This is a genomic window from Ruegeria sp. D6 (assembly GCF_056534365.1).
Map to the genome: position 1 here is coordinate 291,555 of NZ_JBQFPH010000002.1, position 15,075 is coordinate 306,629.

General features: G+C 55.9%; 11 protein-coding genes and 1 tRNA gene. 8 read left to right on the top strand and 4 right to left on the bottom strand.

Annotated features, from left to right (window positions below; genetic code table 11):
* Nucleotides 1-278: 278 nt before the first annotated feature.
* The 5 genes from ACR0A1_RS08905 (at nt 279) to ACR0A1_RS08925 (ending at nt 6,285) form a co-directional block, all read left to right on the top strand.
* Complete coding sequence (locus tag ACR0A1_RS08905) at nt 279-1,865, top strand: ABC transporter substrate-binding protein (protein WP_170401652.1); 1,587 nt, start codon at nt 279-281, stop codon at nt 1,863-1,865.
* 15 nt (nt 1,866-1,880) lie between these two features.
* Nucleotides 1,881-2,837, top strand: a complete 957-nt coding sequence (locus ACR0A1_RS08910) for an ABC transporter permease (RefSeq protein WP_170392259.1) — start codon at nt 1,881-1,883, stop codon at nt 2,835-2,837.
* Nucleotides 2,837-3,652, top strand: a complete 816-nt coding sequence (locus tag ACR0A1_RS08915) for an ABC transporter permease (RefSeq protein WP_170402849.1) — start codon at nt 2,837-2,839, stop codon at nt 3,650-3,652. The genes ACR0A1_RS08910 and ACR0A1_RS08915 overlap by 1 nt, the downstream gene beginning before the upstream one ends.
* On the top strand, nt 3,649-5,286 hold the full coding sequence (locus tag ACR0A1_RS08920; protein WP_480867128.1) for an ABC transporter ATP-binding protein: 1,638 nt from the start codon (nt 3,649-3,651) through the stop codon (nt 5,284-5,286). Before ACR0A1_RS08915 ends, ACR0A1_RS08920 begins: the two co-directional genes overlap by 4 nt.
* Nucleotides 5,287-5,448: 162 nt before the next feature.
* Nucleotides 5,449-6,285 carry an alkaline phosphatase family protein gene (locus tag ACR0A1_RS08925; RefSeq protein ID WP_480867130.1) on the top strand — a complete coding sequence of 279 codons (837 nt, stop codon included), beginning with the start codon at nt 5,449-5,451 and terminating at the stop codon, nt 6,283-6,285.
* A gap of 6 nt (nt 6,286-6,291) precedes the next feature.
* Here ACR0A1_RS08925 and ACR0A1_RS08930 read toward each other — a convergent pair whose 3' ends face one another.
* The 3 genes from ACR0A1_RS08930 to ACR0A1_RS08940 form a co-directional block, all read right to left on the bottom strand.
* A complete protein-coding gene (locus tag ACR0A1_RS08930) occupies nt 6,292-7,215 on the bottom strand; it encodes an alpha/beta hydrolase (RefSeq protein WP_480867132.1) in 924 nt (307 codons plus the stop codon).
* Nucleotides 7,216-7,227: 12 nt separating this feature from the next.
* Complete coding sequence (locus ACR0A1_RS08935) at nt 7,228-9,117, bottom strand: acyl-CoA synthetase (RefSeq protein ID WP_480867134.1); 1,890 nt, start codon at nt 9,115-9,117, stop codon at nt 7,228-7,230.
* Nucleotides 9,118-9,277: 160 nt separating this feature from the next.
* Nucleotides 9,278-11,098 (bottom strand): ABC transporter transmembrane domain-containing protein, encoded by a 1,821-nt coding sequence (locus ACR0A1_RS08940; protein ID WP_170392269.1) that lies wholly within the window; start codon nt 11,096-11,098, stop codon nt 9,278-9,280.
* Between ACR0A1_RS08940 and ACR0A1_RS08945 the strand changes: the two genes are divergently transcribed.
* Nucleotides 11,092-11,286: a hypothetical protein gene (locus tag ACR0A1_RS08945; protein ID WP_170392271.1), complete on the top strand. Its 195-nt coding sequence runs from the start codon at nt 11,092-11,094 to the stop codon at nt 11,284-11,286. The two genes, ACR0A1_RS08940 and ACR0A1_RS08945, sit on opposite strands and share 7 nt — an antisense overlap.
* Here the strand turns inward: ACR0A1_RS08945 and ACR0A1_RS08950 are convergent.
* Nucleotides 11,255-11,328, bottom strand: a tRNA-Gly gene (locus ACR0A1_RS08950). The two genes, ACR0A1_RS08945 and ACR0A1_RS08950, sit on opposite strands and share 32 nt — an antisense overlap.
* Before the next feature lie 135 nt (nt 11,329-11,463).
* Here ACR0A1_RS08950 and ACR0A1_RS08955 point away from each other — a divergent pair.
* Both ACR0A1_RS08955 and ACR0A1_RS08960 read left to right on the top strand, forming a co-directional pair.
* Nucleotides 11,464-12,996: a hypothetical protein gene (locus tag ACR0A1_RS08955; RefSeq protein WP_480867137.1), complete on the top strand. Its 1,533-nt coding sequence runs from the start codon at nt 11,464-11,466 to the stop codon at nt 12,994-12,996.
* A gap of 142 nt (nt 12,997-13,138) precedes the next feature.
* Complete coding sequence (locus tag ACR0A1_RS08960) at nt 13,139-15,028, top strand: PhoX family protein (RefSeq protein ID WP_170392275.1); 1,890 nt, start codon at nt 13,139-13,141, stop codon at nt 15,026-15,028.
* Nucleotides 15,029-15,075: the final 47 nt, after the last annotated feature.

Consider the following 15,075-nt stretch of genomic DNA (forward strand, 5'->3'; position numbering starts at 1 on the left):
CCGGAATGGCGTTTGATCTGTGGAACGAAAGTTCATGCTAAACTGACCAGGCAACTATCGGATAATTTGTTCAGGTCAGAGTAAGTAGTTAGTAATAAGGGGTTTTGGATTTCCAAAGGCTCATAACAAGATCATCTGGCGCGATCAAAGGCGGAACCTCCCCATTATTTCAAGAGATTTGCACTTGCCCGCTGCCCTGAATTGCACCTAAGTTGACTCATGCGTCAATAAAAAGCCCACCAACGGGCTGAACATCCTATCAACTGGGAGAAATCTGGATGAACGAACAACTCACTCACATGTCAAAGCAGGTCACAGCTGGAAAGCTGACCCGCCGTGAATTCATGGGTAAAGCAGCGGCACTGGGTGTCTCGGCCGCAATGGCAAGCACTATGTTTGCCGACGCCGCACGTGCCGCTGGTCCGAAAAAGGGCGGCGATCTGAAATTCGGTTTGCAGGGTGGTGAATCGACCAACTCACTTGATCCAGCAACCTACGCAAGCTCAGTCCCGTTCCAGAACGGCAAGCAGTTCGGAGACCAACTGGTCGAAGTGGCGCCCGACGGAACCATCGAACCGCGCCTGGCTGAAAGCGTTGAAGGAAGTGCAGACGCCAAAGTATGGACGTTCAAGCTGCGTCAAGGGGTCGAGTTCCACAACGGCAAGACCATGACCAGCGAAGACGTGCTGAAAACTATGCAGCGTCACTCGAACGAAGATTCCAAATCAGGTGCCTTGGGCATCATGAAAGGCATCGAGTCGATGAAGGCCGATGGAGATAATTTCCAAGTCACACTGACCGAGCCGAACGCCGACCTGCCGTATCTGATGGCCGACTATCACCTAATCATTCAGCCCGATGGCGGCATGGATAATCCTGCGGCAGGTATCGGCACCGGCCCGTACAAACTAGAAGTGGACGAACCCGGCGTCCGTCACTTGTTCACCAAGAACGAAAACCACTGGAACAGCGATTTCGGCAATTTTGACAGCGTAGAAGTTGTTGTGATCAACGATGCGACGGCACGGACCGCTGCACTGCAGTCCGGACAGGTCCACGCCGTCAACCGCGTTGAACCCAAAGTTGCCGACCTGTTGGGCCGTGCGCCTAACCTGACGGTGCATTCAACCGCTGGTCGCGGTCACTATGTCTTCATCATGCATTGCGACACGGCTCCGTTTGATAACAATGAACTGCGCACCGCACTGAAGTACGCCATCAACCGCGCGGAATTGGTTGACAAAGTTCTGCGCGGCTATGGCTCGATCGGGAATGATATGCCGATCAATTCAGCCTATCCATTGTTTGATGAAACCATCGAACAGCGCGAGTTCAGCGTTGAAAAGGCTGCAGAGCACTATAAGAAATCTGGACATGATGGCTCTCCGATTATTTTGCGCGTTGCCGATGGTGCGTTCCCAGGTGCTGTAGATGCTGCTGCTCTGTTCCAGCAGACTGCAGCACAGGCTGGAATTCCGCTTGAAATCAAGCGTGAGCCCAATGATGGCTACTGGTCCGAGGTTTGGAACGTTCAACCCTTCTGTGCGTCTTATTGGGGCGGCCGCCCGGTTCAGGACCAGATGTACTCGACTGCATATCTGTCGACCGCAGACTGGAATGACACGAGGTTTAAGGTTCAGGCGTTTGACGACTTATTGTTCGCGGCAAAGGCGGAACTCGACCCTGAGAAACGCAAAGCCATCTATAGCCAGATGGGTCAAATGGTCCGCAACGAAGGCGGCCTGATCTGCCCGATGTTCAACGACTTTGTCGAGGGCATCAGCAACCAACTGGACGGATGGGAATCTGACCCGACGCAAGAGATGATGAACGGCAACATATCCCGCAAAATGTGGTTCGTCTAAAACGGGCTACGGATAATGCATCCCATCATCAAATTGGTTTCCCAGCGCCTGGCGCTGGGACTCCTTTTGCTGCTCGGCGCTTCGGCCCTGATTTTCGGCCTAACCGAAGCCCTACCCGGAGACGCCGCGCAAGCCGTCCTGGGGCAGTCCGCAACTCCAGAGGCCTTGGCAAACCTACGCGAAGAAATGGGCCTGAACCGCCCTGCCCTTACACGCTATTTCGAGTGGTTGGGCGGCATACTTCAGGGTGACCTGGGTCAATCCCTGACCAACAAACTTGATATCTCCGAGAGTATTGGAAAACGCCTTGGGAACACTCTGTTCCTGGCTTGCGTGGCAGCAATAGTTTCCGTACCGCTTGCAATCTTTCTGGGGCTGCTTGCCGTGCGGTTCCGCAATCGCTGGCCCGACAAACTGATTTCAGCCATCACCCTGACGACGGTTTCGATCCCCGAATTTCTGATCGGTTATGTGGTGATCTACTATATCTCAGTGAAATTGGGATGGTTCTCGTCGCTTGCGATGATCAATGATTCTATGTCGTTTGGACAAAAGTTGAATGCAATCGCGCTACCTGCCTTTGTTCTGACGCTGGTCGTGCTGGCACAGATGATGCGCATGACGCGCGCGGCCATTCTGAACCTCATGCAATCGGCCTATATCGAAACCGCTGAATTGAAAGGCCTCAGCACATTTCAGGTTATTGCCCGCCATGCCTTTCCCAACGCGATTTCACCGATCGTGAACGTCGTCATGCTGAACCTGGCCTATCTGGTCGTGGGTGTTGTCGTGGTCGAGGTTGTGTTCGTCTATCCAGGTATGGGGCAATACCTTGTGGATGCCGTGACCAAACGTGATGTGCCGGTTGTTCTGGCCTGCGGCGTGGTGTTTGCGGCCGTTTATATCGGTCTGAACATGGTTGCAGATATCGTGTCGATCCTTGCCAACCCAAGACTGAGGCATCCGAAATGATAAAGAACATTCCTCTTTCGGCTCTGATTGGCCTTATCTTCACCTTCGCCTATTTCTTTGTGGCGATCGCCGCCCCGTTGATTGCACCCTATGGAATGGCAGAAGTCGTCGGCGACGTCTGGGAGCCGAGCAGCCCCGAACATCTGCTAGGCACTGACAATATCGGTCGCGATCTGCTGACCCGCATGATCTATGGCGGGCGCACGACAATCTTCATCGCGGCAGCGGCGACGCTGCTCAGCTTTCTGACCGGTACGTCGCTGGGCTTGCTGGCTGCTGTACTGGGCGGATGGGCTGATCAGGCGCTCAGCCGTACGGTGGATCTGATCATGTCAATCCCGACTCTGATCCTGGCACTGGTCATTCTGGCCATCGTTCCGGTGACCGTCCCGATCCTGATCCTTGTTATGGGCTTACTGGATGCCACTCGCCCGTATCGTCTATCGCGATCCGTAGCGGTGGACATCAACGTGATGGACTATGTTGAAGCCGCCAAGCTGCGCGGCGAAGGGCGCGCCTGGATCATCTTCCGGGAAATCCTGCCCAATGCGCTGTCGCCACTTGTGGCCGAATTCGGGCTACGGTTCATCTTCATGGTTCTGTTCATCTCGACCCTGTCGTTCCTGGGACTGGGCGTCCAGCCACCGCTGGCTGACTGGGGCGGTATCGTGAAAGAAAACAAGGATGGCATCGTCTATGGCATCGGCGCAGCGCTTTATCCCGCTGTGGCCATTGCGACGCTGGCAATCTCGGTCAACCTGGTGGCTGACTGGGTCCTGAATCGTACCACATCGCTGAAAGGAGGCCGGGGATGAGTGATGTCCTTCTCAAGGTCCGCGACCTCAAAATCGGCGCGACCGTCTATCCGCCGGGTGAAAAGCCCCATGACATCGAGATCGTGCACGGGGTCAGCTTTGACCTCGCGCCAGGCAAGGTGCTGGGTCTGATCGGCGAATCCGGGGCTGGCAAATCTACCATCGGTCTGGCCTCAATGGCCTATGGCCGTGGCGGTGTGAAAATCACCGGGGGCGAGGTTTGGGTAAACGGGCGTGATATCCTCAAGACATCTCATGGGGATATCCGCAAACTGCGCGGTGGTGAGGTAACATATGTTTCCCAATCCGCCGCCGCATCGTTCAACCCCGCAAAGAAGATCATGGATCAAGTGGTCGAGGCCGCAGTTGAGCAGAAGAAGTTTTCGCGCAAAGAGGCTGAAGCCCGCGCGCGTGAGCTTTTTGCCAAGCTGGGTCTGCCCGACCCTGACAATATCGGTGATCGTTACCCGCACCAGGTTTCGGGCGGACAGCTGCAGCGCTGCATGACGGCGCTGGCGCTTTGCCCTGAGCCTGATCTGGTGGTTTTTGACGAACCTACCACGGCACTGGACGTGACTACCCAAATCGATGTGCTGATGGCCATCAAAGACGCCATTCGCGACTCGGGCGTTGCCGCCTTGTATATCACCCATGATCTGGCAGTTGTGGCCCAGGTCAGTGATGACATCATGGTGCTGCGGATGGGCGATACGGTCGAATACGGAAATACCGATCGGATCATCAACCGCCCGCAAGAAGAGTACACACAGGCGCTGGTTTCGGTCCGCTCAATCGAGCACGAAGAGAAAAAACCAACTCCTGAACCCGTGCTGAGCGTCGATGGTATCACCGCGCGCTACAAAGGCTTGAACTTCGACGTGCTGCATAATGTCAACGTCGAGCTTCATCCGGGGCAGACACTGGCGGTTGTGGGTGAATCCGGGTCGGGCAAGTCTACGCTGGCACGGGTCATCACCGGGCTTCTTCCGCCCCGCGATGGTGAGATTACCTTTGCGGGCCGCAAGCTCAGCTCTGATCTGAAAGGCCGCACGCGTGAAGACCTGCGTGAGCTGCAAATGATCTACCAGATGGCCGACGTGGCAATGAACCCGCGTCAGACCGTCGGTACGATTATCGGCCGCCCACTCGAGTTCTACTTCAACATGCGCGGCGCCGAGAAACGCAAGCGGATCGTTGAGCTGCTGGATGAGATCGAACTGGGCGAGAAGTTCATCGATCGTTATCCGGCGGAACTGTCAGGTGGTCAAAAACAGCGTGTCTGTATCGCGCGATCGCTGGCAGCCAAGCCAAAGATGATCATCTGTGATGAGGTCACCTCGGCGCTCGACCCGTTGGTCGCGGACGGTATCCTCAAGCTGCTGCTGGATCTGCAAAAGATCGAGGATGTGGCATACCTGTTCATCACCCACGATCTGGCGACAGTCCGTGCGATCAGCGATAGTATCGCGGTGATGTACCAGGGTCGGGTGGTTCGCTACGGTCCCAAGAGTCAGGTGCTAAGCCCTCCATTCGACGACTATACAGACTTGCTGCTTAGCTCGGTGCCTGAGATGCATCTTGGCTGGCTGGAAGAGGTTGTCGCTCACCGCAAAATGGAGAGCGCGGGGAACTGATCCGCGCCCTTATCATAGAAACACCGAAGACCATTCAAATTCCCGGCGCTGTGAACACAAACAGACGTCGGGATTTTGCTATTTGGGGCGCAAATGCGCAGCCATAACCGGACGAATCTCATAGGTTCGCCTGAACGAATACTCAGAGACAAGGGCCCGAACATGGACCGCAAACTGCTTTTGATCATCCTTGACGGTGTTCCCTGGCGCAACTTTCGTCGACTGTTTGGCAATCTTGAAGGATGGGTCGACAGCGGTGCTGCCCGGGTCTGGAAACTCCGCTCTGTGCTGCCCTCGACCTCTGCCAGCTGCTATGCGTCGATCCACACCGGGGTCACACCGCAAGAGCATGGCTGTACAGGCAACGGCAACGTCTTCCGACTAAGCCATAAGGATGTGTTCAGTCAGGTGCGTGAGGCAGGAGGTGTAACCGGCGCGGTCACCCACAGCTATTGGTCTCAGTTCTTCAATCGCCACCCCTTCGACTACGTCCGGGATGTTGAATATGACGAGCCCGACAGCCTGACCATCAACCATGGTCGATTTCATTCGATGACGGGATATGGCAAAGCGAACCAGATGACGCCCAGTGATGTCGATCTGTTTGCCTCACTGACCAACCTGTGTCTGCGCTTTGGGCTGGATTATGGCATCCTGCACACCTGCACATTGGACAGTATGGGGCATCGTTTCTTCCACGATTGCGCCGAGATGGACCATGCCTGTTTTGTCATGGACGAAATGCTGGCTCCGTTCATTCCGCGCTGGCAGCAGTTGGGCTATGACGTCATCGTGACGGCTGATCATGGCCAAGACGAACGTGGCCATCACGGAGGGCGCAGCCCGTTGCAGCAGGAAACGGCGCTCTATTACTTTGGTGAGGCCCAAGGCCCTGATCCCAATACCGTGATAGACCAGCTTCAGCTTGCACCAACCATACTACAGCGCATGGGCGCGCCGTTGGCGGACACAATGAAAGCCAAGCCGTTCCTGACCTGACGCGGTTCAGTCGTAAGACCAAATCCCCTGCCCCAAAGCCTCAATCGCCACGGAAATCCGCTCAAAACTGTCCGCGGCGCGCCTGACCGATGTTCGGGCGCGCAGATATCCGTGGACCAAACCCGCCTCGTTGATGCAATGGGCCTGCCCACCTGCGGCTGTGATCCGGTCGCAATAGGCTTGCCCGTCATCGCGCAGCGGATCGCAATCGGCGGTCACCACCACCGTCGGCGGAAGCCCCGAGAAATCAACGTCATGCAACGGTGCATAGGTAGGATCGTTCTGGGGCGTGGTACCTTGATACCGAACAGTCTCATAAAACTGGATATCGTCCAGTGTCAGCAGCGGGGCATTGGCATGTTCGATATACGACCCCTGCGACATATCTCCGCCTAAGCCGGGATAGATGAGGACCTGCCCCAGCACATTTTTCAGCCGCCCCCGGCCATGGTGCGAAACGGCTGCTGCCAGATTGCCACCCGCGCTGTCACCGGCCAGCACGATCGGATCGCCGTATTCCTGAACCACCCAGTTCGTCGCGGTCCAGCTGTCCTGAAACTGCGCCGGGTGCAGATGCTCGGGGCACAATCGATAGTCGACCGAAACGATCCGATAGCCCGTCTGGGAACAGAGTTCCGCACAGACGTCATCATGGCTGTCCAAGCCCCCCACGACGAACCCACCACCATGAATGTAGACGACGGTCCGGGTGGGGTAACCGGCGGTATAGATGCGAACAGGTACGCCGTCGGCAGACCTGTCGCACACCTCGATGCCAGGCGGGCGCGGCTGGCGGAAGTCCTGACACATCGCATCATAGACCCGGCGCTGGTCGGCAATGGACATCTCTACCGTATCATCGGGATAGCTCTCGGCTGTGCGCCGGATGAAACCCCAGGTCTCCTCGTCGATCAGACGTTCATAGTCCATTGTTCCTCCGGATTATTCAGACCACTCCCACGGCTGGGTGAACGAACCCAACACTTTTGAGACATCGTCCTCGGAAGACCCATTCGCGTCAAGCTGCGCGACAAGACCCCGCTTCTTATCATCGATTACCGAAACGACCCGCGCTGGTATGCCTGCGGCGTCCAAAGCACCGTTGTAGATGCGCGTGATGGCCTGCTTGCGCAGATCGGGTTTGAAGACCTTGCCAACGGCGGTCTTCGGCAACTCGTCCAGAATGGTCATATGCTTGGGCTGCGCCGCGCGTTCGTGAACGTGAACCTTGCAATAGTCCATCAGCTCCTGTTCGGTGACCGAGGCCCCCTCGACCAGTTCAACAAAGGCGCAAGGCACCTCACCCGAATGCGCATCGGGCTGACCGATGGCCCCGGCAAAGGCGACCGCGTCATGGCCCAGCAAAGCCTCTTCGATTTCAGCAGGGTCGATATTGTGTCCGCCGCGAATGATCAGGTCCTTCGCGCGACCAGTGATCCACAGATAACCGTCCTCATCAAACCGTCCCAGATCGCCTGTGCGCAGGTATTTGTCGAAATGATAGAGGTTGGTGTTCTTATCGGTTTCGGTATACGTGTTGCCCGCGTAAACGCCGGGGTTCGAAATGCAGATCTCACCTATTTGGTCAGTGCCGCACTCGTCTGGTCCATCCGGCCCGTCCTGCAGGATTTTGACGTCCGTATAGGGGAACGGGATGCCGATCGAGCCGATCTTCTTTTCCCCATCCACGGGGTTGCATGACACCAGACAAGTCGCCTCGGTCAGGCCATAGCCTTCGACAATGGTGACACCCGTCGCTTCTTCAAACCGACGAAACAGTTCGACCGGCAACGGAGCTGATCCCGAAAAGGCCGTTTTCACGCTGGATATATCCGCATCCACAGGACGCTGCATTTTGGCCGAGATCGCCGTCGGCACCGTGATGATGAACGAAACCTTCCAGCGTTCGATCAGTTTCCAGAAATTGTCGAATACGCCATCACCGCGATACCCCGCAGGCGTCGGGAATACCACATGTGCACCAGACGACACCGCCGCCATTACGATGACATGCACCGCAAAGACATGGAACATCGGCAGAGGGCACATGATGACGTCGTTTTCGTCAAACAGCAGCGTGTTCCCCAACCAGCCATTGTAGATAAGGCCCGAATATTTGTGCTGCGCTACTTTCGGCATGCCCGTTGTGCCACCCGTGTGGAAATAGCACGCCACGCGATCTTCCTGGCTGTCCTCAAAGTTCAGCGTCTTAGGCTGCTTGTTCAGCTCATCAATGAAGTTCTTGTAATCCGCATGGGCCAGCTTTTCCTTGTCGCCCATCTTTGGGCGCAGGAATGGTACAAGCCAGGATTTTGGCGGCGTCAGATAGCGATTCAGGTCGATCTCAAGGATCGTGTTGACGCCCGGAGCGTGGCGTACTGCTTCTTCAACCTTTTGGGCTACATCGGTTTTGGGGAAGGATTTCAGCGTGACCACGACCTTCGCCTTGGTCTCACGCAGGATCGCCGCGATCTGCTCCGGCTCCAGCAATGGGTTGATCGGGTTCACGATCCCGGCCACCGCACCGCCCATCATGGTGACCAGCGTCTCGTTACAGTTGGGCAGCACATAAGCCACCACATCGTTTTCTCCGATGCCAAGGGAACGGAACAGATTGGCCGCTTGGTTGACTTTTCCCAGCAGTTCGGACCATGTCAGCGTCTCAGCTTTGTCACTCGGTCCAGACAACAACTGAAAGCTGATCGCTTTGTGGTTCGGGAACTTGCCCGCCGTCCGCGACAACAGCTGGTGGAAGGTGACGGGTACATCCCGATCCTCCCACGTCATCTCCTGCTCGATGCGCGCCTTGTCTTCCAATCCCACAAAGGCCATGTGGCTCCTCCCCTGATCTGTCTCCCGTGTCGCGCACAGGCTTGTTTGTCACCTCCAAGATGGAAGCAAAACACACCATGCGCAAGCAAGGGCTTAGCGATCAGGTCCGGGAATATGTAGAATGACGCTACGGCGAAACGAGATGTGCCGGAGCGTCACTTTATTCTGCAGCCACCCCGTCGGTGAACTGCAAGCGTGCGAGGCGGGCATACAAACCGTCCTGCGCCACCAGATCGTTATGGGTACCCTGCGCCACAATGCGCCCGGCTTCCAGCACGACAATCCGGTCTGCCTTCTTAACGGTCGCCAGGCGGTGCGCCACGATCAGAGTGGTGCGCCCTGCCCTCATGTTATCGACCGCACCCTGCACCGCACGTTCGCTTTCTGCGTCCAAAGCCGAGGTCGCCTCGTCCAGCAGCAGCACCGGTGCGTCGCGCAGGATGGCACGTGCGATCGCGATACGTTGCTTCTGACCACCCGACAGCATTACGCCCCGTTCGCCTACAAAGCTGTCATACCCTTCGGGCAAAGCCGAGATGAACTCATGCGCGGCAGCGGCTCGGGCGGCGGACTCGACTTCGGCATCTGAGGCGTCCAGACGGCCAAAGCGGATATTCTCGCGCGCCGAAGCGGCAAAGATCACGGGGTCTTGCGGGACCAGCGCGATGTGCTGACGGAAGTCGTCACGGTTCAACTCGCGCAGGTCGAGCCCATCAAGGCTGACCTGTCCCGCATCGGGATCATAGAACCGCTGAATCATCTGGATGACTGTTGTCTTGCCCGCACCAGACGGGCCGACAAAGGCCACTGTCTCCCCGGGTTTGATTTGAAGTGACAAGTGATCCAGCGCAACGACGTCCGGGCGCGCGGGATAGTGGAATGTCACATCGTCAAAACGTATCTCTCCGCGTACGGGTACAGGCAAATCCTTGGCCTGCGACGGATCATTGACGGTATCCTCAGCGTTCAGCAGCTCGACCAAACGCTCCGTCGCACCTGCAGCGCGCTGCAACTCGCTCCAGATTTCGGACAACGCCGCGACTGAACCCGCCATGATGATCGAATAGATCACAAACTGGATCAACACGCCCTCGGTCATAACCCCGTTACGCACATCATTCGCACCCATCCACAGCACGCCAACGATGCCCGAGAAGACGAGAAAGATCACAATGACGGTCAGAATCGCACGGGTCTGGATCCGACGCAGAGAAACTTCGTACGAAGTTTCTGTCATCTCTCCGAACTGCGTCCTGCTGGCGTCCTCATGAGTAAAAGCCTGCACGGTTTGCACCGCACCCAACGCCTCGCCGGCATTTCCAGAGGACGCCGCAATCCAGTCCTGATTTTCCCGGCTGATCACCCGTAACCTGCGGCCCAGTACCAATATTGGCACAACCACCAGCGGAATCAGCAGCAACACCATCCCAGTCAGCTTGGCCGACGTCAGCAGCATCAGCACCAGTCCGCCGACGAACATCAAAAGATTGCGGAGCGCGATGGACACAGACGATCCCAGCACCGATTGGATCAGCGTTGTGTCGGTGGTGATCCGGCTCAGAACTTCGCCGGTCATGATGCGCTCGTAAAACTCGGGGCTCATCCCGATCACGCGGTCAAAAACCGCCTTTCGGATATCGGCCACCACACGTTCACCCAACCGGGTCACCAAAGCATAGCGAATACCCGTACCCACGGCGAGAATCCCGGCAATACCGAGGGCGGCCAGAAAGTACCATTCAAGCAAATCACCATCTTCGATGCGGAAATTGTCGACCACACGCCGCACAGCCAAGGGCAATGTCAGCGTCATGCTGGCCGTCAGGATCAACGCCAGTGTCGCGCCGATCATCAGCAGTCGATAGGGCTTCATAAACGGCCACAATGACCGCAGCACGCCAATTTTTTTAGACCTAGCCCGTTCATCGTAGGCGCCGGGCGCTTGTGCATTTGCTGGATTGGCGGAGCGTGTTCTTGCCATATCTGGCCCTTGTATTCTGGTCGCAGCCCTTATCAGGCGTCAATCAACGTTTCATGGCGGCGTGGGACAATGGGGTCAAGCTTTGGGCGCAATTCGGCGCACGATCCGGGCCTTTTGACGCATTCGACCGGAATGTTAGAGATGGAGGGGCTGAGTTGGAGCGGGTAGACGGAATCGAACCGACATAGCCTGCTTGGAAGGCAGGGGCTTTACCATTAAGCTATACCCGCTCAGTGCTTGCGCTGATTATTTTATGTACCAACCATCGTCAAGCGCGAAGTTGTGTTTTCAGCCTCAGATACGGCGCACGACATCAATGACACGATCTTCAAGAAATTTTCAGATGGGCGGCAAAAAGGGAAGTCGTGGCAATTCAATGGTCGTTAATTAGCGATGGAAAACAGATCTGGGTCACCACCAAATGCAAGGGAAGTAACTTGATTCCGGCATCTAACTCACACTGGAGAAAAACACTATGTATGCTTATCCCAGCCTTAGTGTTCACTTGCCTGATCGTGTTGACACTCTCGCAGCAGTCGCCCGTATGGATGCCTTTGGATGATGCCTATATAACAATCGGAAACGTGGATCTGTTTCTTTCGGGGCGCTCAGATCTTTACGGCAATGATGGTCCGACCGGCGCAAGTAGCTTGGTTCATTTTCTCGTGCTGGCCTTTTTATCGCAATTCACCACTACACCAGAGGCCAGCTTGGCCTTGAGCGTTCTAAGCGCCGGCGCATATATGATTGGGTTATGGTTGTTACTGTGTTCCGTGTCAGGCTCTCGGATTGTTGCAGCATCTGGGTCGATTGCGGGTCTCTTATTAGGATTCGCGTGGCTCCACCTTATGAATGGCCTAGAGACTGGTATGGCAATGGCAGCCATCACTTGGGCCTTTTTTCTACGCCAAACCAATCGCCACGTCGCGCTATCGATATTGATTGGCATAATGCCTTTTATCAGACCGGAGTTTTACGTTCTTTCTGCTCTCTTGTTCATTTCTATCATCGTCGTGAAGCCGATCAACTACGCGTACTGCGTCAAGATTTTTTTCATTTCCGCATCCGCCTACATAATCTTGGCACTTGTGAGCGTTCTGATTCTAGGCAGTGTTTGGCCTGATACCGCCGGCGCGAAAGAGGCTTTTTTTGCAGAGAAAGGTGAAGTTTTCTCTAGTCGACTGATGGTCGCTCTGCGCGCCGTGGTCGAGACCAATCTGCTTGTGGTTTTCTCGGGCTTGGTCTTCGCACCATTCCTTAGGGGAGGCTGGGTTGCCTTAGCTTTTTTCGGAATTTTTGTGCTCTCATCAGCTCTGAAACTACCGGGTGCTCTGTATCACAACGATTTCCGCTACCTGTATCCGTTGCTACCAATTGCAATTGCATCTTGGACAGCGGTCCTGACGGCGCGTCAAGTTTCTTCGGCCCCGGTCTTTGTGATCGGTGCCCTCCTGTCGGTATACGCTTTTGCGACAAGCAGTTGGCCAGTCTACACCATACAATGGAAATCGGGTAGCGAAGAGCGTCTTATTACAGCGGAATGGATGACTGAGAATTTACCGTCGAATTCTGTAGTAGGTGTTCACGACGCAGGCTTTATACCCTGGAAGATCGCCTCAACAGTCTCGAATCAAAACATTCGGTTCGTTGATCTTGTCGGCTTGAAGTCGCCTTCCGCGATCAAATTTCACGAGGAATTCACTGCCCCCTCGAATGGTAAAGAACGATGGCGAGCATTTGATGTGTTGGGGCGGGAACGTAAGATTGATTACATCATTGTTCTGGATCGACCGTTTTGGCGACGTATCGAAGACAGTTTCAAGACTGCGGGCTGGGATATCAATCTTATTTTCGCCAACGAGGGCGGATATCAAGTGTTCTCAGCCAACCCAAATTGAGCGGAGCAATTGAAAACTACCTGTTTTGAACTGATGTTTTCGAAATGGAGAATAACTCAACCTGCGGTTTGAAAACAAACTGTCATGTTACGTGAATATACGCTGTTCACCAAAACCCAATTCAGACAGCCAGGAGCTATCCATGACAGACGTCGATCTCACCACCCTTTCCGCCGACGATTGGGATGAGTTGCACTTCCCCCGCCCGGATGAACACGACTTCGACCGCGTGGTTGAAAGCGCTATCTCGCGACGGGGTTTCCTGTCAGGAGTTGTGGCATTTGGGTCGGGCGCTGCGGCGATGGGCGCTGGTTTGTTGGGCTCAACTTCAGCACAGGCGGTCGATGCACAACGCTTTGCCTTCACGCCGATTCCCGCCCAGACCGATGGGACAGTCCACGTTCCGGAAGGTTATGAGTGGAAGATGCTAATGCGCTGGGGTGATCCGCTGTTTTCCGAGGCCGATGGATACGATTTGACCGATGGCGGTAAGGTTGAAAACTCGGACAAGGTTTTTGGCGAGAATACGGATGGGATGGAGACATTCTCGTTCCGGGGTCACGAGCTGATTGCGATCAACCACGAGTACCCGAACCGCAAGATCAACCTGCCTGCCGCGCAGGAAGGTGTTCCAACCCGTGCCGATGAAGTTCTGAAGTTGCAGAACATCCAGGGCGTGACCGTAATGGAGATCAAGGAAGGCCCTGCGGGCTGGGCGGTCGTTAAGGACAGCCCCTTCAACCGCCGGATCCACCACAACACTCCAATGAAGATCGTCGGCCCCGCCGCTGGTCATGACCTACTGAAGACCGAGGCCGATCCGACAGGAACCGCGTCGCTGGGCACCATGAACAACTGTGGTTCCGGCAAGACACCGTGGGGCACCTACCTGACCTGCGAAGAAAATTTCAACGGCTACTTTGGTTCCTCTGACGAGAATGCCAGCTACGATCAGAAGGTCGCGGACGGCATGAAACGCTATGGCATCAAAGCCGAAAGCTGGAATGGCTACGAACTGTTTGACCCCCGCTTCGACACCTCGAAAAACCCCAATGAGCCGCACCGCGCAGGCTGGATCGTTGAAATCGACCCGACCAAACCCGACAGCACTCCGGTCAAGCACACCGGCCTTGGTCGCTTCAAGCATGAAAATGCTGAGGTCGCGCTGGCTGCGGACGGTCGTGTCGTGGTCTATATGGGCGACGATGAACGTGGCGAGTATCTTTACAGGTTCGTCTCGAACGCGGCCTATGCGCCCGGTGTCGACACTCAGGGCTTGTTGAATGACGGCACGCTATATGTCGCCAAGTTCAATGACGACATGAGCGGCGAATGGCTGCCGCTGACGCCGGAAACAACCGGCATGGACGCGGCCGAAATTCTGATCTTTACCCGTATGGCCGCATCGGCTGCGGGCGGCACCACAATGGACCGCCCGGAATGGGTGGCCTCAAGCCCTGTTGCGGTCGAAGCATATTGCTGCCTGACCAACAACAAGAACCGTGGAGTTAAGCCAAATGCTGGGGGCGATGACACTGCAGTCAACGGCCCTAACCCGCGCGAGGCCAACAAATACGGCCAGATCGTGCGCTGGCGTCCAGCGGATGAAGATCACGCGGCCACTGGCTTTGATTGGGATCTCTATGTCATGGCCGGAAACCCAACTGTTCATTCGGATAACCGTGGCGGATCGGCAAATGTGAACGAAGGCAACCTGTTCAACTCACCCGACGGCATGGCCATCGATTCGACCGGTCTGGTCTGGATTCAGACAGACGGGAATGATGACAACGAGGAAGAATTCGCAGGAAACGGCAATAACCAGATGCTAGTTGGCGATCCCGTGACCGGGGAGATTGTGCGCTTCATGACCGGCCCGAATGGCTGTGAAGTCACCGGTCTGGCCTGGTCGACCGACCTGCGCACCATGTTTGTTGGCATCCAGCATCCGGGCAGCAATTGGCCCGATGGCGGTACGCCGCGTTCGTCGGTGATTGCGATCAAACGCACCGACAACGGGCTGGTCGGCTAAACAAGCCCTTGCATCAAAAGCGCCCCTGAACTTTGGTTCCGGGGCGC

Bases quoted from the DNA above. Each gene is read 5' to 3' on its own strand.
- ACR0A1_RS08905 (WP_170401652.1), top strand. From the start codon at position 279: ATGAACGAACAACTCACTCACATGTCAAAGCAGGTCACAGCTGGAAAG.
- ACR0A1_RS08910 (WP_170392259.1), top strand. From the start codon at position 1,881: ATGCATCCCATCATCAAATTGGTTTCCCAGCGCCTGGCGCTGGGACTC.
- ACR0A1_RS08920 (WP_480867128.1), top strand. From the start codon at position 3,649: ATGAGTGATGTCCTTCTCAAGGTCCGCGACCTCAAAATCGGCGCGACC.
- ACR0A1_RS08925 (WP_480867130.1), top strand. From the start codon at position 5,449: ATGGACCGCAAACTGCTTTTGATCATCCTTGACGGTGTTCCCTGGCGC.
- ACR0A1_RS08930 (WP_480867132.1), bottom strand. From the start codon at position 7,215: ATGGACTATGAACGTCTGATCGACGAGGAGACCTGGGGTTTCATCCGG.
- ACR0A1_RS08935 (WP_480867134.1), bottom strand. From the start codon at position 9,117: ATGGCCTTTGTGGGATTGGAAGACAAGGCGCGCATCGAGCAGGAGATG.
- ACR0A1_RS08940 (WP_170392269.1), bottom strand. From the start codon at position 11,098: ATGGCAAGAACACGCTCCGCCAATCCAGCAAATGCACAAGCGCCCGGC.
- ACR0A1_RS08960 (WP_170392275.1), top strand. From the start codon at position 13,139: ATGACAGACGTCGATCTCACCACCCTTTCCGCCGACGATTGGGATGAG.